Raw genomic sequence first — 20,738 nt, 5'->3', positions numbered from 1 at the left:
TTTATAACCTGGTTCGTTGGGGATGGAAAGTGGTGAAACGAGGGGATGATGATTCTGGATAGAGGTTCGCAAAAAATGGAATGCGGTTGGCGCTGGGTTTTTAATTTTTGTACTGTGAAATGATGATGCTATACGCCATTGACGTATAGATTATTTTCACTACTATAAGCCAATGGCGTATGGAATATGCAATTTATAGAAACGGAACTCTTTACTGAAGATGTTAAAAAACTGCTCGATGAGGATGAATACCATAAGCTTCAGGTTTTTATGGCTCAGCATCCAGATTGTGGTGATGTCATTCAGTAAACGGGCGGCCTGAGAAAAATGCGCTGGGGAGCGCGAGGCAAAGGAAAGCGTAGTGGCGTGCGAATTATCTATTTTCACCGTAGTCAACGGTATGAGATTCGCTTGCTTCTGATTTATCAAAAAGGCATTAAAGATGATCTCACGCCGCAGGAAAAAGCGGTGCTTCGTATGCTGAATGAGAGGTGGTAGATGGATAAAGTGTTATTTGAGCGATTAACTCAAAGTATGTCTCAAATGAATGAAATCATTGAAGGGACCCGTGAGCCTTCTCGTACCTTTCATATTGATGCAATGAAGATTAAAGAAATACGGCAGGCATCTGGGTTGTCGCAATCTAAGTTTGCAGAACTGATTTCGGTCAACGTGGATACGCTGCGCAACTGGGAGCAAGGAAGACGTTCACCGACAGGGCCAGCCAAAGCGTTACTTCGCGCCATTGCCAACGACCCGAGAAACGTTATACAAGCATTGCGTTATTGAGCAATGATCCGGCTAACGTAGATTGCTAGCTGGTATACCAGAGAACTTATTCCCCTTCCCCCGGGAACAGGAACGGGTTGATGGAACTGCGGGCGAACCCTTCCTGCTCCATGCGCGCGTCCAGCACCAGCGAGGCGAGGTCGTCGGCCACGGCTTCCACTTTCGGGTCTTTTTCCTGATAGAGAATCTTCAGGTAAGTCCCGCAATCGCCGCAGCTTTCGGCTTTCACCGCAGCCTGCTCATTTTCCAGCGACCAGTAGTGTAAGTCGCGGCTCTGTTCGCAGTTACTGCATTTTACGCGCACGACATGCCATTCGGTTTCGCACAGGTTACAGTGCAGATAACGCAGCCCCTGCGTGGTGCCGATCTGCACCATGCTGGAGACCGGCATCGAACCGCACACCGGGCAATACTGGCGCGCTTCACCGTATTCCGCGCGGGCTTTGCCTGGAATCAAGCTGGCCATTTGCGCCCAGTAAAGGGAGAGCGCGGCCCAGATAAACGGGGCTTTATCGCTGCTGACGGAGGCAAAATCCGAGGCAAACAGCGCGCTGGCCATCTGCTCCAGCTCCTGCTCGGAGGCTTTCTCCAGGTTTTCGATAACCGCCAGCGCCGGGCCGCTCATTTCCGGCTTCAGTTCAGCAATCATCGAGTGCAGCAGCGTATGCCAGTGCTTGTCGCGCGGCAGAACGTGAATATCCAGCGGCGGTTTGCCCTGATCGTTCGCGTCTTTAATGCGCGCGGTGAGGTCCATCCGCAGCGGATGATCGTACAGCACCACTTCCTGTGCGTGCGCGATAAGCGCGACAAAGCGCAGGTAATCGCCCAGCGGGTTATTTTCAGCCAGCTCGCGCAGACGTTCGGCGCGGCGGTTGTAGACGTTTTTGAGTCGGGGGAACAATAACGGCGGAATCATATCCGCCGTACGTTTCTCGCTCGACCCCAGCTCATCTTGCGGGATTATGCGAATACTCATTCAGTTTCTTTTTCCGTTGTCTTGCGGACTTCTCGGTACCAGCGTGGGTGATGTTTCTTCGCCCACGACCGGGTTACCCAGCCTTCCACCATCGCGGTAATGGTGCCTTTCACCCAAAGGGCGGCGTAGATATGCACCATGATAACCACAATTAACGCTACTGCGGCAAAAGAATGCAACATTAACGCGAATCGGATCACCGGGATTGAGAAAGCAGGCGCAAAGTACGGACGCCAGATAATTACCCCGCTCACCAGCAGCACTAGGAAGATAATCGCCGCCCAGAATACGCATTTCTGGCCGAAGTTATAACGCCCGGTGTCACCCACTTCCTCGTTGACGACGATCTTACGAATATTCTTCGCCCAAAAGATATCATCCCGATTGATTAGATTGTGGTGCCAATAACGGAAAAACATGATGATGAACGAGGCAAACATAACCACGCCCACAAACGGGTGCAGAATTCGCGCCAGTTGTGGGGTGCCCAGGATATGCATCAACCAGTTGAAGGATGGGAATAAAAAGCCCAGCCCGCTCACCGCCGCCAGCACGAAGCAGAAGGCGACGATCCAGTGGTTGATGCGTTCCGGCGCCGTATAGCGCACGATGGTGTCACGTCGTTTCATTTGCGCACCTCGTCTTTCTCTTCATGCAGGTTGTCATCTTCCTCTTCCGCACGGTTCGGGCCGACGCCGACATAGTGGAAGACGCTGGCGGCAAAGGTCGCGGCAAAACCGAACGCGGCGAGCGGTTTCCAGACGCCTTTCCAGAACTTAACGGTTTCGCTGATTTCCGGGTTCTCCGGCAGACCGTGATACAGATTCGGCTTGTCGGCATGATGCAGCACGTACATGACATGCGTACCGCCTACGCCCGCCGGATCGTACAGACCCGCGTTGTCATAACCACGGGTTTTTAGTTCCGCCACCCGCTCGCCCGCCAGCGTTTTCATATCCTCTTTCGAGCCAAAATGAATGGCGCCGGTTGGACAGGTCTTCACGCAGGCCGGTTCCTGGCCGACCACCACACGGTCAACGCACAGCGTACATTTATAGACGCGGTTGTCTTCCGGGTTGAGGCGCGGCACGTTGAACGGGCAGCTAGCGATACAGTAGCCGCAGCCGATACACTGCTCGGACTGGAAGTCGACAATACCGTTAGCGTACTGAATGATCGCCCCTTCCGCCGGACAGGCCTTCAGGCAGCCGGGATCGGCGCAGTGCATACAGCCATCCTTACGGATCAGCCACTCCAGTTTGTCGTTCTGTTCCACTTCCGAGAAGCGCATCACCGTCCAGGATTTCGCAGTTAAGTCCGCCGGGTTGTCATACACCCCGACGTTATTGCCCACTTCATCACGGATGTCGTTCCACTCGGAGCACGCCACCTGACACGCTTTACAGCCGATACAGGTGGTGACGTCGATGAGTTTCGCCACCTCTTCCTGGTGGTCCCGCGCCTGGGGCGCGGGGGTGAAACCGTTAGTGGCGGAACGACGAATGATGTCTTGCGATTGATAAGCCATAGGTCGTCTCCGTTACACCTTTTCCACGTTCACAAGGAAGGATTTAAACTCCGGCGTTTGCGTGTTCGCATCGCCGACGAAAGGCGTTAACGTATTGGCGATAAAGCCTTTTTTTGCCACGCCTTCGTAGCCCCAGTGAATAGGAATACCGATGGTATCGATATCCTTGCCGTCCGCTTTCAGCGTGCGAATACGCTTGGTCACCACTGCTTTGGCTTTGATATAGCCGCGGTTCGAGGAGACCTTCACGGTATCGCCATGCGCGATGCCGAGCTTATTCGCCAGCTTCTCGCCAATTTCCACAAACTGTTCCGGCTGGGCGATAGCGTTAAGCAACGCGTGCTTGGTCCAGTAGTGGAAGTGCTCGGTCAGACGGTAAGTGGTTCCGACATACGGGAACTTATCCGCTTTACCCAGCGCGTCGGCATCGTCTTTAAAGATACGGGCGGCAGGGTTAGAGATAACGTTCGGGTGCAGCGGGTTAGTGCCCAGCGGCGTTTCAAACGGCTCGTAGTGTTCCGGGAACGGCCCTTCCGCCATCTTATCGATAGCAAACAGGCGACCCATCCCTTCCGGCTGCATGATAAACGGTCCGACGTCACTGCCGGGCGCGGCGGCGCTGTAGTCCGGAATATCCCATCCGGCCCATTTGCCGCCTTCCCATTTCAGTAGCTGACGTTTCGGGTCCCAGGGATTACCCTGCGGATCGGCGGAGGCGCGGTTATAGAGGATGCGGCGGTTAAGCGGCCATGCCCATGCCCAGCCCAGCGTGTTGCCGAGACCAGACGGGTCGGCATTATCACGACGCGCCATCATGTTGCCTTCCGGCGTCCAGCTACCGGCGAAAATCCAGCAGCCGCTGGACGTCGTACCGTCATCGCGCAGTTGCGCGAACGAACTGAGCTGTTGACCTTTCTTCACCACCACCGCGCCGGTTGCCGGGTCGATAAGATCGGCCAGCGCTTTACCGTTACTTTCCATCGCCACTTCTTCAGAGGCGGGTTCGTATGGTTTGGTGTAGTTCCAGGTCATATTCAGCACCTGTTCCGGGTTGGCGCCGCCCTGTTCAGAGTACATCTTACGCAGGCGTAAGAAGATACCGGCGAGGATTTCGCCGTCGGTCATGGCAATTCCCGGGGCGTCCGCGCCCTTCCAGTGCCACTGTAACCAGCGACCGGAGTTAACGATGGAACCATTTTCCTCGGCAAAACAGGTGGAAGGCAGACGGAACACTTCGGTCTGGATTTTTGCGGGATCAACGTCGTTCGACTCACCGTGGTTTTGCCAGAAGGTGGACGTTTCGGTGTTGAGCGGATCGATAGTCACCAGGTACTTCAGTTTGGAAAGCGACGCGACCACTTTGTTTTTGTTCGGGAATGAGGCCACCGGGTTAAAGCCCTGGCAGATATAGCCGTTGACCTTGCCCTGTTTCATCATCTCGAAGTACTGCAGTACATCGTACCCTTTGTCCCACTTCGGTAGCCAGTCAAAGCCCCAGCTATTTTCCGCTGTCGCTTTATCACCAAAGAAGGCCTTCATCATCGAGACGAAGAATTTCGGATAGTTGCCCCAGTAGTTGACCTGATCCTTCAACAATGGCTTCGGCGTATTGGCAGCCAGATAGGTTTGCAGGTCGGTCTGTTTTTCGCTCGGCAGCGTCAGGTAGCCCGGTAGACTTTGCGACAGCAGTCCTAAGTTGGTCAGTCCCTGAATATTGGAGTGACCGCGCAGGGCGTTAACGCCGCCGCCGGCCATCCCCATGTTACCGAGCAGAAGCTGGATCATTGCCATAGTACGGATGTTCTGCGCGCCGATGGAATGCTGCGTCCAGCCCAGCGCGTACAGGAACGACGCGGTTTTATCTTTTGCGCTGGTTTCTGCAATGTACTCGCACACTTTCAGGAAGTCCGCTTTCGGCGTACCGCAGATATTTTCTACCACGTCCGGCGTATAGCGCGAGACATGCTGTTTCAACAGATTCCAGACACAGCGCGGGTGTTGCAGTGTCGTATCGCGTTTGGCAAAACCGTTTTCGTCCAGCTCATAGTGCCAACTGGTTTTATCGTACTGCCGCTTGTCTGCGTCATAGCCGGTGAACAGACCATCATCGAAGCCAAAATCTTCACGCACGATCAGGCTGGCATTGGTATAGGCCTCGGTGTATTCACGGTTGTATTTTTCGTTGGTCAGCAGATACAGCATCACGCCTGACAAGAAGGCAATGTCAGTACCAGAGCGTATTGGCGCATAGAAATCGGCCACCGACGCGGTACGCGTGAAGCGCGGATCGATCACAATCAGCTTCGCGCCGTTGTGAATTTTGGCTTCCATCGCCCAGCGGAACCCGACCGGGTGAGCTTCTGCGGCGTTACCGCCCATCACCACGACGAGGTTAGCGTTCTTGATGTCGACCCAGTGGTTGGTCATCGCACCGCGACCAAATGTTGGTGCAAGACTTGCTACCGTTGGTCCGTGTCAGACACGCGCCTGGTTGTCGACCGCGAGCATACCCAGCGCGCGGGAGAATTTTTGCGTTAAATAACCCGTCTCGTTACTGGATGCGGAAGCGCACAGCATCCCGATGGTGAGCCAGCGGTTAACGGTAACGCCTTCGGCGTTCTGCGCCTGATAGTTGGCGTCGCGATCTTCCTTCATCAGTTTAGCGATGCGGTCAAACGCTTCTTCCCAACTGATCTGTTGCCACTTATCTGAACCCGGCGCGCGGTATTGCGGGAATTTCAGGCGGCTTTCAGAGTGGATAAAGTCCACCAGACCGGCCCCTTTCGGGCACAGCGCGCCACGGCTTACCGGATGATCCGGGTCCCCTTCGATATGGAAAATAGATGCTTTGGCGTTTTTCGCACCGTCGCCGAGGCTGTACATCAACAGCCCGCAGCCAACGGAACAGTAGGTGCAGGTGTTACGGGTTTCGCGGGTGCGCAGCAGTTTATATTGCCGTGTTTCCGCTAGCGCTACGCCGGGCGCGAAGCCCAGTGCCGCCGCCGTGGTGCCTGCCATACCGCCAGCGCAGATCTTAAAGAACTGCCTTCTGCTGACCTGCATGGTTTGCTCCTTGTTTCGACATTGTCACTTCTCTTTCACATTTCTCTATCTGAAACGCTCAGGGAGTGGTTGTTATTTTTCTTTGCGGACGGGCCCGCAAAGGTTCAGAATTGGATAAATTTTCCTCCATCCGGGAGGAGTTGTAACAGAATACCATAATGTTGGTGTGTGTGTTCTTATATGGTTAAAAGAAAGTGAACAATATACTGTCTGAAGAAGTCCTAAATGTGACTGATTTCACAACCTCACGCCAGTTGACTCTCTGGAAACGCGAGGATTTGCAGTCCCCCCAACTTGATGATGTTGCCGAGGAAGTGCCTGTGGCACTGGTGTATAACGGCATTTCGCATGTTGTTATGATGGCCTCTCCGAAAGATCTGACGCATTTCGCAATGGGGTTTTCTCTGTCGGAAGGGATCATTGACAGCCCGCGTGAAATCTATGGCATGGACGTTGTACCGTCCTGTAACGGACTTGAAGTGCAGATTGATCTTTCCAGCCGTCGATTTATGGGGCTGAAAGCGCGTCGTCGCGCGCTGGCCGGACGAACCGGTTGCGGCGTGTGTGGCGTGGAACAGCTCAATGACATCGGTAAGCCGGTGCAACCGCTGCCGTTTAGCCAAACGTTTAATCTCGGTAACCTTGATCGCGCGTTAAAACATCTGAATGATTTTCAACCGACGGGTAAGCTGACGGGTTGTACGCACGCTGCGGCGTGGGTCATGCCGTCGGGTGAACTGGCGGGGGGCCATGAAGATGTCGGACGCCACGTTGCGCTGGATAAACTGCTCGGCCGCCGCGCTACGGAAGGTGAGGAATGGCGGCAAGGCGCGGCGCTGGTTTCCAGTCGTGCGAGTTACGAAATGGTGCAGAAGTCGGCGATGTGCGGTGTGGAAATTTTGTTTGCGGTTTCTGCTGCTACCACGCTCGCGGTTGACGTCGCTGAACGGTGTAATCTTACGCTGGTGGGGTTCTGTAAGCCGGGTCGGGCGACGATTTATACCCATCCGCAGCGGTTAATCGCAGACTAAAATAGTACCCTCTACATTTGCGTAAAATATATATTTTCTCAATTTTACAGCCTCTCTTGATAACGGAATCACGTATAGTGGCGAGGCCATACAGGTTTTAATCGTTTTTATGCTGGGCCGCAGCTTATTCCAGCCATTCACGAGGCGCTTGCTACCCGGTAATACTTCGAACGAAAAAAGCGCCCCTGGGGCGCTCTTTCGACAGTCGCTAACGACTTATTTGTTCAGTTTAGCGGTCATATGCACGCGATTTGCAGCGTGAAAAGCTTAGAACTCACGCTCAAGATGATAGCCATTATAGGTATCGATGAGCTCGTTATAAGCTTTAACCACAGCCTCATAAGAACCATCTACCATATCACCGCTGCCGCTATTGAGGTAGTCCTGCTCATGCGAGGTATACGCCACGTTATCGCGCACGCGCCGAATGCGTTTTTTCACCTTGCCCTGGAATTTTTCCAGCTCAGAAATAAAACCAGGGAAGCTACGATGTTTATCTATATCAACGTTGATCTTCTCGTTTAGCTTCTGAGTATGCTCTTCAAAATCAGCGAGCTGTTTGCTTACTGCCGCCACATCAAAAGAATCATCAGCTACAGCGTCATTAAGCGTCTCGGCTTCCTGCATCGTCAAAAGCGTATAGTACTTAATGGATTTACCTTCTTTCTTCTCGGTCGCCTTAATTTCATTAGCCGCATGCTGCCCACTCATAATGGTAATCTCGGCGCGCAATGGGATCAAACTCATCGAACTGTTTTATAAACGTTTTATGGAACGCTTTAGCGCCAGCAAAGGCATCATCCTTGAAGTTATCTTGATCATAGTATTTATTCATACTATTGATTGTTTCAGCTAGTAGTCCAGCCGCATTAATAAATGCCAGAGCAGCACTATCCAGAGAGGCAAACGCCGGCTTTAATTCAGCCGCCGCCTTGATGTCTTTCCGGCAGTCCTGGATAAGTGCAGGATACACAGGAACCAGCGGAGAGGGATCGTCTTCCTTACCGGTAGGACCGGTGCGGAAATCGTCGAATGTGTTAGCATAACGATTTACAGCGCGGTAAATACCTGCCTGGAGATTATTATAACAATCAATGTAAACATTTAGCTTTTGGTTAAGAACATCGTTCGCATCTGCGCTTTCCGCTGATGTGGATTGTGTATTGCTCGCTGATGAGTCCGCACTCTGAGCTACAGGTTGTTCGTCCGCTTTTTTTTCATCACAAGCGCTTAGCCCGGCAGTCATCAGCATAGCGATAATAATTGATGATAACAAATCCTTTTTCATTAGAATAACCTATAAATAATATCATTGAAATTTACAGATTCATTTTAATGAAAAAAAACAGGTATGTGATTTATTCAACACAAAAAATACTTAATCCATATTTCATTATAATTAACATTATCAATATCAATGTGTTCGTTAAAATAAGAGAACCCCAACGTAAATATACAAAAGGCAATTAAATGAAAAGGAATTTATTATCCTCAGCGATAATCATTGCGCTAATGACCCTGGGCGCAACAGGATGTGATGACAATAATGTTAAAACCGAGGCGACGCCGGCCGCCAGCAGTCAGCCTGCGACGCCAGCGCCTTCTCAGACGCCGGAAACGCAATCTGACGAAAGTCCAGCGCAGCCCTCAGCAGCGAAGCCAGAAACGGCAACTCAGCCCCCGGCGGCGAAGCCAGAAACGCCAGCTCAGCCGGAGGTTGACGCTGAAGAAGTTTATAGTGAAAAAATGGATGTCTATATCGATTGTTTTAATAAACTTCAATTGCCCGTTCAGCACAGTCTGGCGCGTTACGCGGATTGGGTGAAAGACTTTAAAAAAGGTCCGACAGGGAAAGAGAGCCTGGTTTATGGCATTTATGGTATTACGGAGTCTTACATAACGAATTGCCAGAAAGAGATGAAACAGGTGGCCGCCTTAACGCCATTACTTGAGCCTATTGATGGCGTTGCCGTTAGCTATATTGATAGCGCCGCCGCGCTGGGTAATACCATTAACGAAATGGAAAAATATTATACCCAGGAAAACTATAAAGATGATGCCTTTGCTAAAGGTAAGGCGCTGCATCAGACATTACTGAAGAATATCGAGGATTTTAAACCCGTCTCGGAAAAATATCATGAGGCTATTCAGGAAATAAATGACAGGCGGCAATTGACACAGTTGAAGAGAATAGAAGAAGCGGAAGGTAAAACATTTAACTATTATTCTCTGGCTGTCATGATTTCGGCAAAGCAGATCAACAAGGTTATTTCTGCCGATACCTTTGATGCCGAAGCGATGATGAAAAAAGTCGCGGAACTGGAAACAATGATTGCACAATTGAAAGAAGTGAATACTGATGGCCGTAATTCTTCTTTCATCAGCTCTGCGGCTGATTATCAGCTACAAGCTAAAAAATATATTCGTCGCATCAGAGACAATGTTGAGTATTCTGATTTTGAAAAGAAACGGGTGCAGGACCCTGCAACAGGATGGATGGTTGCGGATTCTTATCCGGCGTCGTTGAGAAGTTATAACGAGATGGTGGATGATTATAACCGCCTGCGTTGAGTGACGGCACATTAACTGCGCACAGGCTGGCGCAAGTGCCTATAAAATTACGCTATAACGCCAATAAAAAGCGCCGATCAGGCGCTTTTTTCGTTCATGTATTCTTCATCAGGCAATATCCGTAAAAATAGCTGACGTAAACATTAACTAAAGAGAGCTATTAGAAAAACCAGTAATCTGAAGCTATCACAAGATGTTGACGTCACGCTGGAAGGTACTGGTAGTGTCATTGAGGATCGGCATTTATATGGAAAGCATTTATCCCGTCTGATGCGAAAATTCTGAGCCACTTCAGCATAGGGCGGCCCAGCCTTCATCACTTATAGGGTGTCACGTCCAACTGTTCGGTAAGACGTTAATTAATACCCGCCATTCGTAATAACGCGGTCACCACCGCAGCGGCGATAATCACCACAATAAGCGGCATTTTACGCCAGGCTAAAAATACGGCGAAGCCAACCCCAAGAACGCGCGCCATTCCGGCAAAATGTTCGCCTTCGTAAAAGGTGGTCGCCAGCGCGACGGAGAATAGTAGCACCGTTGCCGCATCCGAGAGCAGCGCCTGTGAACGCTCAGACAGCGCCAGACGGCTGCCAAGTTTAGCGCCGCCGAGGCGCATCAAATAGGTTCCCGCAGACAAAAGAGCAATACCGATAATAAATAGCGTCATATTGCCCATTATTTTTTCCTCGCCAGTAGGCCAAGCAGCGAAAGCAACACCGGCAATCCGGCAGCTACAAAGGGAACGGCGGCAAGCGACAGCGCGGCGCCGCTGCAACCACGAATCAATGTGGTGCGGTTTTTAAACGCCGGGATCACCAGCGCCAGTAAGATTGCCGGGAATACGGCATCCAGACCGATGGTTTCTGGGGCCGGAAGCAGTTTGCCGACACCAGCGCCAATCAGTGTGCCAATCGGCCAGAATAGGGCGACGCCCAGACCGCATAGCCAGTAGGCGGCTTTACGTTGTTCGGGTGTTTTTTGCGACAGGCCGAACACCACGCTCTCATCATTCATAATATGGCAGCCGAAAAAGCTGGCGGCGCGGGTGCCAACCAAATCGCGCACCGTTACGCCAAACGGCACGTGGCGCGCATTCACCAGCAGTCCTGCCGCCGCCGCCGCTAACGGATTGCCGCCGCTGGCAACAATGCCGATAAACATAAATTCGGACGCGCCCGCCAGCACAAAAATAGAGAGGACAAACGGCACCCACAGTGGGAAACCGTAGGCCATCGCCAGTGAGCCATAGGACATGCCGACGACGCCCACGGCCAGGCACACTAAAAATATCGCTTTTATCGTGTCTCCCTTGAGACAGGAAAAATAGTGTTTCATCTTCTTTAGTCATATCGAACGAATTTTCATTATAATGAACGGAACAGATTTGCTTTACAAGACGAACATTTCGTTCGTTATAGTGAACGTTGGATGCTTTATGACACAACCTATTAGCGTCATTGCCAGAAGTCTGGTACGCGAACGCCAGCGAACCGGACTGTCGCTGGCGGAGATTGCGCGGCGCGCAGGCATCGCTAAATCTACGCTTTCACAACTGGAAGCAGGGAACGGCAACCCCAGCCTGGAGACGTTATGGTCGCTATGCGTCGCGCTCGACATTCCCTTTGCCAGGCTGCTGGAGCCGCAGGTACAAAAAACGCAGGTGATTCGCCGCGGAGAAGGCACCAAAGTGGTGGCGGAGCAGGCGCATTATCAGGCGATATTACTGGCGGCATGTCCGCCCGGCGCGCGGCGTGATATCTATCTGCTGTTGACGCAGCCGGGGGCCGACCGGATCTCTCACCCGCATCCGCCGGGGTCGGTGGAACATATTATTGTTACGCAGGGAAAAGCCCTCGTCGGCTTAACCGAGGCGCCGGAAGAGCTGGCGGAGGGCGATTACATTTGTTATCCCGGCGATCAGGCGCATATCTTTAAAGCGCTGGAACCGGATACTCAGGCTATCCTGGTAGCGGAGCAGAATTGAAATTGCCGGATGGCGGCGTAACCGCCTTATCCGGCCTACAAAAAATAAAACCGTAGGCCCGGTAAGCTTGCGCCACCGGGCACACGACTTACTGCAGATAGAACACCTCTTTTAGCTCTGCGCTGACCGGGCTGTTATCCGGATTCGCGGGCATAACGTCACGCATATGTTTCCACCAACGCTGGCAAACGTCGGTGCTGGCAACGGCGTTCCAGCGCTCCTCGGATTCAATCTCAACGGTGGCGAACAGCAGATTGCGCTCCTGATCGAGATAAATCGCGTAGTGATGCGCGCCGTGAGATTTTAATACGGCTTCCAGCTCCGGCCAGATTGGGTTATGACGACGCTGATACTCCTCGTGCGCGTCGGCATTTACCTGTATCACAAAGGCTTTGCGGATCATAACGCCTCCAGGTACAGCCCGCGAACTTCATCGCGGCTGGCGGTGCGCGGGTTACACGGCGCGCACGGGTCGGCGAGGGCTTTATCCAGCCAGCCTTCGATATCTTCTTTTGTGACGCCCAGCTTGCTGAAACCTTCTGGAATGCCGACGCGTTTGCTCAGCGTACGGATAGCGTTAATCGCTTCCTGACTTGCGGCTTCGTCAGACATACCGCGCGTCTCTACGCCCATCGCCTGTGCGATACGGGCAAAACGCGCGACGGCGTTCGGACGGTTAAAGCTCTCGACAATTGGCAGCAGGATAGCGTTGCAGACTCCGTGCGGCAGGTTGTGAGTTGCGCCCGGCTGGTGCGCCAGCGCGTGAACCAGCCCCAAACCGGCGCTGTTGAACGCCATACCCGCCAGGTACTGGCCGAATGCCATTTGCTCACGGGCTTCGAGGTTATGGCCATCGTCAACCGCTTTCGGTAGCCACAAATTGATTAAGCGAATCGCTTCCAGCGCGTTAGCGTCGGTAAGCGGATGCGCGCCAACGGAGACATAGGCTTCCACCGCATGGGTCAGGGCATCCATGCCGGTTGCGGCGGTCACAGACGCCGGGATTTCCAGCATGACGCTGGCGTCATCCACGGCGATATCCGGGATGATGTTCGGGTCGATGATTACCTCTTTGACCTTACGGGAAGAGTCGATAATCACCGCGTTGCTGGTCATCTCTGCCGCGGTACCTGCCGTAGTATTAATCGCTACCAGCGGTACGCCGGCGTTTTTCACTTTGCCGACGCCGGAGTAGGCGGTAGATGGGCCTGGGTTGGCGGTGAGGATTTTCACCGCTTTTGCGGTATCGATCGGGCTGCCGCCGCCGAAGGCGATAATGTAGTCACATTCTGCGCTCTGATACGCCGCAAAACCTTTCTGCACCAGCTCTTCTGTCGGATTTGGGAACACCTCATCAAACAGGTGGTAAGACATTTGATGTTCATCCAGTGCGCTAAACAGGCTATCCAGCAGGCCCTGCTTTACCAGTTGACCATCGGTAACGATCAGCGCTTTGCCCCATTGCTTATTCGCCACGAGGTTCACCATATCGGCAATCGCTCCAGCGCCATGCAGGCTAATTTTTGGCAGTGCCAACATAAAGCTCATCACTATTCTCCTTAAAAAAATTCCCTGTTGCCCGATGGCGCTACGCTTATCGGGCCTACGGTAAAATGCGCACCGACCTGTAGGCCGGATAAGGCAAAGCCGCATCCGGCGTTGAGTTGGGAGGTATCAGTACAGCGCTACGGCGCTGGCCAGCGGTGTCACGCCAAAACGTTTGCCGAGTGCGACCAGTTCTTCGCGCGTGATGGTCTGCTTCATACCGCCCATCGAATAGATTTTGACTAATACCTCAGCGGATTTCTCTGCGGTATCTATCAAACCGAAGGTTTCATCCAGCGTAGGTCCGCTTCCGAACACGCCGTGGAACGGCCACAGCACCAGCGAATGTTTCTGCATTTCTTGCGCGGTGGCCTGGCCGATTTCATCGGTGCCTGGCACCATCCACGGCAGAATGCCGACACCGTCCGGGAATACCACCAGACATTCGGTGCTGCCTTCCCACAGTTTGCGGGTGATCAGCGCAGTGTTGTTTTCCAGTACGTAGGTGAGGGCGATCAGGTTAGTCGCATGGCAATGCATAATGACGCGGTCTTTGCCGTGGGTGGCTTTGATGCGTTCGCAGTGGGAAAGGAAATGCGCCGGGAGTTCAGAGGTGGGTACCGCGTCGTGGGTTAAGCCCCACAGAATGTGGTAGCCTGCGCCGTCGCTGTCGATTTTGACCACGCCTAAATTGGCTGCCGGATCGAGCTGCACGTTGCGGAAGAATTTGCCGGAACCGGTAACGATAAACGGCGTATTCGCCAGCAGCGGCATGGGTTGACTTAGCGCGATATAGCGTGGTTTTTCGTGGAAATTAGTCGCAAAAGGCGCGATATCGGCTTCATCCAGACGCAGCGTCAGGTTACCGCCATTACGTTCGTCCCACCCTTTCAGCCACGCATCAGACGTGGCTTTAATCATGCCCTGGACAAACCAGGAATCGGTAATATTTTGCATGTTCGTGTTCCCATTTATTGCCCGAAGGTTATTCGGGTCTTACGTAGGCCGGATAAGCGCAGCGCCATCCGGCAATCGTGTTTCATTTATTGCCGGATGGCGACGCGGGCGTCTTATCCGGCCTACAGATCAGGTGTCGCTGTCAGCTACGTTTGCTCAGGATCTCTTTTTCGTAGGTGCGAACGCTGTCCAGCCACTGGCTGCCAGTCGGCGTGTCGTGACGCTGGCAATACATTTCCCAGACGGCCTGCCACGGCAGGGATTTTTGCTCTTCCAGCAGCGCCAGACGCACGGTGTAATCGCCGCTGGCCTCAAGCTGACGCAGTTGATCTGTGGGTTCCAGCAGAGCGCGCAGCAGCGCTTTTTTCATGTTGCGGGTACCGATAACCCACGCGGCGACACGGTTGATAGAGGCGTCGAAGAAATCCAGGCCGATATGCACACGGTCGAACAGGTTATGACGGACGATCTCGCTGGCAATTGCTTGGGTTTCATCGTCCAGGAGCACCACGTGGTCGCTATCCCAGCGTACCGGGCGGCTGACGTGCAGCAGCAGCCGTGGCACGTAGAGCATGGCGGCGGAAATTTTGTCGGAAATCACTTCGGTGGGATGGAAGTGGCCCGCATCAAGGCACAGCGCGGTCTGACGGCTGGTGGCGTAGCCCATGTAGAACTCATTGGAGCCGACGGTGTAGCTTTCCGCGCCGATGCCAAACAGTTTGCTCTCAACGGCGTCGATGTGGTGCGCCGGGTCGAATTTCTCGCTAATGACCTCATCCAGCGCTTCCAACAGGCGCTGGCGCGGGGCTAAACGGTCGACGGTAATGTCTTTCATGCCGTCCGGAATCCAGATGTTCATCACCGACGGCGTACCGAGCTGCTCACCAAAGTATGCCGAGACGCGGCGGCTGGCTTTGCAGTGATCGATCTAGAACTGGCGAATTTTCGCGTCGGGATGAGAGAGGGTAAAACCGTCAGCGCTCAGTGGATGAGAAAAACAGGTGGGGTTGAAATCCAGCCCCAGCCGGTTCGCTTTCGCCCACTCCACCCAGTTTTTAAAATGCTCCGGTTTGATCTGGTCGCGAGCAACCGGCGTATCCGACTCAAGGTAAATGGCGTGTAGGTTCAGCCGTTTTGGGCCTGGGATCAGACGCAGCGCCTGTTCCAGATCGGCGCGCAGTTCGGTGGCGTTACGCGCTTTGCCCGGATAGTTGCCGGTCGATTGAATTCCGCCCGTCAGCGAACCTTCCGGGTTCTCGAATCCGGCAACATCGTCGCCCTGCCAGCAGTGCATGGAAACCGGCAGGCGATCGAGCTGGCGCAGCGCCTCCTCGACATCAATACCTACTGCGGCGAAACGTTGTTTTGCCAGTTCCCAGGCTTGTTCCAGTTGAGTGGTCATGCGCAAAGCTCCTTTGTCTGTCGTTTGGGTTGAAACTGCGCAACGTGGCGGGCAATTTCACTATCAGGATTAGGGATATAGGTTGTCAGGTCGTAGTTAGCGCTGACGACCTGACGGAAGTCATCGACGTTGTTTAATTCGTCGAGGGTCATAAGCTGAATACCAATATTGCCAAGGGTGGAGGCTTCAACCGGCCCGGCCATCACGCGAATGCCACATGCATCGGCGCACAACTGGTTGAGTAGCGAGTTTTGGCATCCGCCGCCGACAATATGCAGTTGGGTAAATTTTTCACCACGCAGATTTGCCAGTTCGTGCAGAATGTCGGCATACAAAAGCGCCAGACTGTCGAAAATGCAGCGCGCCAGTTCGGCATCGCTGACGGGAACGGGCTGGTCGGTCTCGCGACAGGCGGCCTGGATTTCAGCGCGCATATCGTCAGGATTGATAAAGCGATCGTCATTCGGGTTAATCAGGAAACGGCAGGCCGGCAGCGCTTCTGTTTGGGCGATAAGCGCAGGCAGATCGGTAATGCGCCGTTCTTTCAGCACACGCTGGAGCAGCCACAAACCCATAATGTTTTTCAGTACCCGATAACGCCCTTCCGCGCCGCCTTCGTTGGTGATATTGGCGGCCAGCGCCTCATCAGTGGTGTAGGGCATTTTGCTTTCAAAACCCATCAATGACCAGGTGCCTGAAGACAGGTAAGCGCTATGTTTATTTGCCAGCGGAGAGGCAATAACGGCGCTGGCGGTATCGTGGCTGGCGACGGCTACCACCGGAATACGGTTGCCCTGCGGGCAAATCCAGTCGCCGATAACATTGCCAGGGTGCGAGGGGCGGCCGAACCAGCTCTTTTTCGCGCCGGTCCACGCCAGCAGGGTATCGTCCCAGTCATCGGTATTGATATTGACCAACTGGGTGGTCGTGGCGTTGGTGTATTCCCAGTTCATTTCACCGGTCAGGCGGTAGCTGAAATAATCGGGCATCAGCAGCGCATGAGCGACCTGCGCCGTTAACTCAGGCTGTTGTTTCGTCAGCGCGCGTAGCTGATAGATGGTGTTAAACGGCAGAAACTGAATCCCGCTGCGGCGATAGATTTCGCTTTTGCCGATCTGGACCAGCGCTTGCGGCATGATGCCCGTGGTACGGTTATCGCGGTAGGAGACCGGCAGGCCGACACGCTGACCTTGTTTATCCAGCAGGACATAATCGACGCCCCAGGTGTCGATGCCGATGCTGTCGATAAGAATGCCTTCATTGCAGACTTTCTTCAGACCAAGACGGATATCCTTTTCCAGACTGTCGATGTCCCAGGTGTCAAACCCGTCTGTTTTTTGTAGGCAGTTCACAAAACGGTGAATTTCACGTAGCGTCAGGGTACGGTGTTTGCTGTCGTAACGCGCCAGCATCACGCGCCCGCTGGATGCGCCGAGATCAACCGCGACACAATGGCGAAAAGTCATAATCAGGTCCTTCTTAGAGTCATTGCGCACAGTCTAAAAAAGCCCTCAAAGACCTACCTTCTCGTTACTGACAGGAAAATGAGCCGCTGGCAACAAGGCAAAGATGAACGTGATAGCGTTCACAGTTTCTACTAATAGGCCGGTGTGATGTCGTCCGCATTTCCCGCTTTTTCCCGCCTTTTCTTGAAAAAAAGACCATGTTTGCGCGCTTTAGCGTCAAAAATTTAAGGTGAGGCCGATAACCCTTAATTACTATTCGGACATGTTGAATTCAGGAGGAAGCAACCATGACCGTACTGCATAGCGTGGATTTTTTTCCATCAGGTAAAGCGCCCGTGGCGATTGAACCTCGTCTGCCGCAAGCCGCTTTCCCTGAACATCATCATGATTTTCATGAAATCGTGATTGTGGAACACGGTACGGGCATTCATGTATTCAACGGGCAGCCGTATACCATCAGCGGCGGTACCGTGTGTTTTGTTCGCGATCACGACCGGCATTTATATGAACATACCGACAACCTATGCCTGACGAATGTACTGTGGCGTTCACCGGACGCCTTCCAGTTTCTGGCGGGGTTGGATCAATTGCTGCCGCAGGAGCAGGATGGTTACTATCCTTCTCACTGGCGGGTGAATCAGAGTGTGTTGCAGCAGGTGCGCCAGTTGGTCGGTCTGATGGAGCGCGCCGGAGACGGCATGGATGCGCCTGCCGTGGCGAATCGCGAAATTTTGTTTATGCAACTACTGGTGTTGTTACGCCGCAGTAGCCTGATGGAAGGCGCGACCAATAACGACGCCAAACTCAACCAACTGATGGCATGGCTGGAAGACCATTTTGCGGAGGAGGTCTGCTGGGAGGCGGTAGCTGAACAGTTTTCGCTGTCGCTACGCACGCTGCATCGTCAGCTTAAACAGCATACCGGGCTGACGCCGCAACGTTACCTTAATCGCCTGCGTTTGATCAAAGCCCGGCATTTATTGCGCCATAGCGCTCATAGCGTGACAGAAATCGCGTACCGCTGCGGTTTTGGCGACAGTAACCACTTTTCGACTCTGTTTCGCCGAGAATTTAACTGGTCGCCGCGGGATATCCGTCAGGGACGCGATGCGATAATCCAGTAACGCGAACGCTATCAACGTTTTCGTCGCCAATATGCTGATAATTATACCCTTTAATACCGGATGGCGGCTGCGCCTTACCTGGCCTACGGCGGCGAGCGGTAGACAGAATAAGCGTAGCGCCATCCGGCAAGCATTCAACATGAGGTGCTGCGGTGGCAAATCAGTTAATCCTTTTGAAAAAAGATTTTTTTACTGATGAGCAGCAGGCCGTTACGGTTGCCGATCGCTATCCACAGGATGTTTTTGCGGAACATACGCATGAGTTTTGTGAACTGGTGATGGTCTGGCGGGGCAATGGCCTACACGTTCTTAATGAGCGCCCATACAGAATTACCCGCGGCGATCTGTTTTACATTCGTGCTGAAGACAAACACTCCTATACCTCCGTTAACGATCTGGTGCTGCAAAATATCATTTACTGCCCGGAGCGTTTGAAACTCAATGTAAACTGGCAGGCGATGATTCCCGGCTTTCAGGGAGCGCAGTGGCATCCTCACTGGCGGCTGGGCAGTATGGGAATGAATCAGGCGCGGCAGGTCATTGACCAGCTTGAACATGAGAGTAATGGACGCGATCCGCTGGCGAATGAGATGGCGGAATTGCTGTTTGGTCAACTGGTGATGACGTTAAAACGGCATCGCTACGCGACCGACGATCTTCCGGCAACCTCCCGAGAAACCCTGTTGGATAAATTAATTACCGCTTTGGCTAATAGCCTTGAGTGTCCCTTTGCGCTGGATGCGTTTTGCCAGCAGGAACAATGCAGCGAACGGGTGCTGCGGCAGCAGTTTCGCGCCCAAACCGGGATGACGATTAATCAATATTTACGCCAGGTCCGTATTTGCCACGCGCAGTATCTGCTTCAGCATAGCCCGCTGATGATTAGCGAGATTTCGATGCAGTGCGGTTTTGAAGATAGTAATTATTTTTCAGTGGTGTTCACGCGGGAAACCGGGATGACGCCGAGCCAATGGCGCCATCTCAGTAATCAAAGAGATTAACTGGCCATGCCTAAACCGACAATATTCGCCGCGATAATAATTACCACGCAGCCGAGGCTTAATACGGCAACGGGACGGCGGCCAGCATTTTTCCACTCTTTTAGCACCAGACCGACAAGCCCCCCGCACAGCACATAGAAGCTCATGTGCAGCATCCAGCTCATGTAGTCATATTGCGCTGGAATGCGCGCGTGACCCCAGGCATAGAAAAAGAACTGCAAATACCACATCAGACCGCCAAGCGCGGACAGCAGAATATTGCTGATAATCAACGGTCTTGCCAGCGAGAAGTCGGCTTTTATCGACAGATTTTGTACTTTTGCCAGGCGGATAAAACAGAAACCGAGGTTAACCAGCGCGCCGCCGCCCATAATCACCACGTAACTCGGCAGCGCGACATAGAGCGGGTCAACGCCAAGCGCGGCAGCAGCTTCATGCATCGGTTTCGCGGCGTTCATGGCAAAAGACATCCCCGCCGAGAAAATACCGCACATCACTGCCAGCAGAAGCCCTTTCTTCAGATTGAACTCCTCCGCTTTAATGCCCATTTTGCGTTCTTTTAACTGTCCGGCGCGCGTCACAATCCCGACGCCGATCAGCGCGACAAAAACGCCAAGTAGCGTCATGCGTCCCCCTTCGGTATGGATTAATACATCGAAGTTACCGTTGATGATAGGCGTCATCAGCGTGCCGACGATAAGCGTAATGCCGATAGCGATGCCGATACCCATGGACATCCCGAGATAACGCATGGTCAGACCGTAATTAATATTGCCGATGCCCCACATGGCGCCGAACAGAAAAACCGGTAAAAGGGTGGAGAGGTTAAACTGCCCATAATAGGCCCAGAAATCAGGCAGTAACAGAGCGCTAATTGCCCACGGCAGAATAAGCCATGAGACGATGCCGCCCACTGACCACATGGTTTCCCATGACCACTGTTTCACTTGCTTGAACGGGGCATAGAAGCAGGCTGCACTGGCCGCCCCTATCAAATGCCAGAAAATACCCATCGTAATCGCGTTACTCATGACATGTTCCTCATTATTTTTTATGGACGGGATACCCCTTCCGTTTGCATGAGTTTAAAAATTACGCAGCCTGGTAACCTTATAACGATTGCCGCCGTTGGGTGTATTCTGGCAATCAGCACGTTAATGAAGTGATTAACTTCACGTTTTAAAAAAGTCGGAGCGCATCGTGACCGTCTGGATGTTATTTAAATCAGTGGATAATATTTTTTTTCTAAAATACCTTCATCATAACGACACGAAACGACTTAGCTGGCAGTAATGCAA

The 20,738-nt window shown here is 52.9% G+C and carries 17 protein-coding genes and 3 pseudogenes; 7 read left to right on the top strand and 13 right to left on the bottom strand.

The annotated features are described in order from the left end of the window. Positions 1–186 precede the first annotated feature (186 nt). Positions 187–498, top strand: a pseudogene (locus ACQ29O_RS22115) (type II toxin-antitoxin system RelE/ParE family toxin). Further along, a complete protein-coding gene (locus ACQ29O_RS22110; RefSeq protein WP_000362050.1) occupies positions 499–789 on the top strand; it encodes a helix-turn-helix domain-containing protein in 291 nt (96 codons plus the stop codon). Between the two features lie 46 nt (positions 790–835). On the opposite strand, the gene fdhE is transcribed toward ACQ29O_RS22110, so the two are convergent. The 4 genes from fdhE to fdnG are packed head-to-tail and all read right to left on the bottom strand — an operon-like array spanning position 836 to position 6,356. After that, positions 836–1,765 (bottom strand): formate dehydrogenase accessory protein FdhE, encoded by a 930-nt coding sequence (gene fdhE / locus ACQ29O_RS22105; protein ID WP_000027739.1) that lies wholly within the window; start codon positions 1,763–1,765, stop codon positions 836–838. After that, positions 1,762–2,394: a formate dehydrogenase cytochrome b556 subunit gene (gene fdoI, locus ACQ29O_RS22100; protein ID WP_020937226.1), complete on the bottom strand. Its 633-nt coding sequence runs from the start codon at positions 2,392–2,394 to the stop codon at positions 1,762–1,764. The genes fdhE and fdoI overlap by 4 nt, the downstream gene beginning before the upstream one ends. Then, complete coding sequence (gene fdxH / locus ACQ29O_RS22095; protein ID WP_020937225.1) at positions 2,391–3,293, bottom strand: formate dehydrogenase subunit beta; 903 nt, start codon at positions 3,291–3,293, stop codon at positions 2,391–2,393. Before fdxH ends, fdoI begins: the two co-directional genes overlap by 4 nt. Positions 3,294–3,305: 12 nt before the next feature. Continuing rightward, on the bottom strand, positions 3,306–6,356 hold the full coding sequence (gene fdnG, locus ACQ29O_RS22090) for a formate dehydrogenase-N subunit alpha (protein ID WP_077950080.1): 3,051 nt from the start codon (positions 6,354–6,356) through the stop codon (positions 3,306–3,308). A gap of 194 nt (positions 6,357–6,550) precedes the next feature. Here fdnG and fdhD point away from each other — a divergent pair, with 194 nt between their 5' ends. Continuing rightward, complete coding sequence (gene fdhD / locus ACQ29O_RS22085) at positions 6,551–7,387, top strand: formate dehydrogenase accessory sulfurtransferase FdhD (protein ID WP_001059743.1); 837 nt, start codon at positions 6,551–6,553, stop codon at positions 7,385–7,387. A gap of 267 nt (positions 7,388–7,654) precedes the next feature. Here the strand turns inward: fdhD and ACQ29O_RS22080 are convergent. Next, a pseudogene (locus tag ACQ29O_RS22080) lies at positions 7,655–8,675 on the bottom strand (YiiG family protein). 182 nt (positions 8,676–8,857) lie between these two features. On the opposite strand from ACQ29O_RS22080, the gene ACQ29O_RS22075 reads away from it, so the two are divergent. After that, positions 8,858–9,958, top strand: coding sequence for a YiiG family protein (locus ACQ29O_RS22075; protein WP_000828038.1), 1,101 nt, complete (start codon positions 8,858–8,860; stop codon positions 9,956–9,958). 355 nt (positions 9,959–10,313) lie between these two features. On the opposite strand, the gene ACQ29O_RS22070 is transcribed toward ACQ29O_RS22075, so the two are convergent. Together ACQ29O_RS22070 and ACQ29O_RS22065 are read right to left on the bottom strand one after the other, a co-directional pair. After that, positions 10,314–10,637, bottom strand: a complete 324-nt coding sequence (locus ACQ29O_RS22070; protein WP_000527677.1) for an AzlD domain-containing protein — start codon at positions 10,635–10,637, stop codon at positions 10,314–10,316. After that, positions 10,637–11,296 (bottom strand): AzlC family ABC transporter permease, encoded by a 660-nt coding sequence (locus ACQ29O_RS22065; RefSeq protein WP_000683586.1) that lies wholly within the window; start codon positions 11,294–11,296, stop codon positions 10,637–10,639. Before ACQ29O_RS22065 ends, ACQ29O_RS22070 begins: the two co-directional genes overlap by 1 nt. A gap of 100 nt (positions 11,297–11,396) precedes the next feature. Here ACQ29O_RS22065 and ACQ29O_RS22060 point away from each other — a divergent pair, with 100 nt between their 5' ends. Further along, positions 11,397–11,945, top strand: a complete 549-nt coding sequence (locus tag ACQ29O_RS22060) for a helix-turn-helix domain-containing protein (RefSeq protein WP_001517951.1) — start codon at positions 11,397–11,399, stop codon at positions 11,943–11,945. A gap of 88 nt (positions 11,946–12,033) precedes the next feature. Here ACQ29O_RS22060 and rhaM read toward each other — a convergent pair whose 3' ends face one another. From rhaM to rhaB, 5 genes and pseudogenes are all read right to left on the bottom strand, one after another. Beyond that, positions 12,034–12,348, bottom strand: a complete 315-nt coding sequence (rhaM, locus tag ACQ29O_RS22055; RefSeq protein WP_000619470.1) for an L-rhamnose mutarotase — start codon at positions 12,346–12,348, stop codon at positions 12,034–12,036. Continuing rightward, positions 12,345–13,493 carry a lactaldehyde reductase gene (fucO, locus tag ACQ29O_RS22050; RefSeq protein WP_001747147.1) on the bottom strand — a complete coding sequence of 383 codons (1,149 nt, stop codon included), beginning with the start codon at positions 13,491–13,493 and terminating at the stop codon, positions 12,345–12,347. The genes rhaM and fucO overlap by 4 nt, the downstream gene beginning before the upstream one ends. Positions 13,494–13,619: 126 nt before the next feature. Beyond that, positions 13,620–14,447, bottom strand: coding sequence for a rhamnulose-1-phosphate aldolase (gene rhaD, locus ACQ29O_RS22045; protein WP_001179690.1), 828 nt, complete (start codon positions 14,445–14,447; stop codon positions 13,620–13,622). A gap of 142 nt (positions 14,448–14,589) precedes the next feature. Continuing rightward, positions 14,590–15,849 (bottom strand): annotated as a pseudogene (locus ACQ29O_RS22040) (L-rhamnose isomerase). Further along, on the bottom strand, positions 15,846–17,315 hold the full coding sequence (gene rhaB / locus ACQ29O_RS22035; protein ID WP_000143967.1) for a rhamnulokinase: 1,470 nt from the start codon (positions 17,313–17,315) through the stop codon (positions 15,846–15,848). Before rhaB ends, ACQ29O_RS22040 begins: the two are co-directional and overlap by 4 nt. A 287-nt stretch (positions 17,316–17,602) precedes the next feature. Between rhaB and rhaS the strand changes: the two genes are divergently transcribed. Beyond that, positions 17,603–18,439: an HTH-type transcriptional activator RhaS gene (rhaS, locus tag ACQ29O_RS22030; protein ID WP_000217111.1), complete on the top strand. Its 837-nt coding sequence runs from the start codon at positions 17,603–17,605 to the stop codon at positions 18,437–18,439. 152 nt (positions 18,440–18,591) lie between these two features. Then, on the top strand, positions 18,592–19,440 hold the full coding sequence (rhaR, locus tag ACQ29O_RS22025; protein WP_020937222.1) for an HTH-type transcriptional activator RhaR: 849 nt from the start codon (positions 18,592–18,594) through the stop codon (positions 19,438–19,440). On the opposite strand, the gene rhaT is transcribed toward rhaR, so the two are convergent. Further along, complete coding sequence (gene rhaT, locus ACQ29O_RS22020) at positions 19,437–20,471, bottom strand: L-rhamnose/proton symporter RhaT (RefSeq protein WP_000063533.1); 1,035 nt, start codon at positions 20,469–20,471, stop codon at positions 19,437–19,439. The genes rhaR and rhaT overlap by 4 nt on opposite strands. Positions 20,472–20,738: the final 267 nt, after the last annotated feature.

Source organism: Salmonella sp. GDC200615 (genome assembly GCF_050574145.1).
Lineage (GTDB): Bacteria > Pseudomonadota > Gammaproteobacteria > Enterobacterales > Enterobacteriaceae > Salmonella > Salmonella enterica.
Note: the sequence above shows the minus strand (reverse complement) of the source record. Positions and strands in the feature narration are given on the sequence as shown.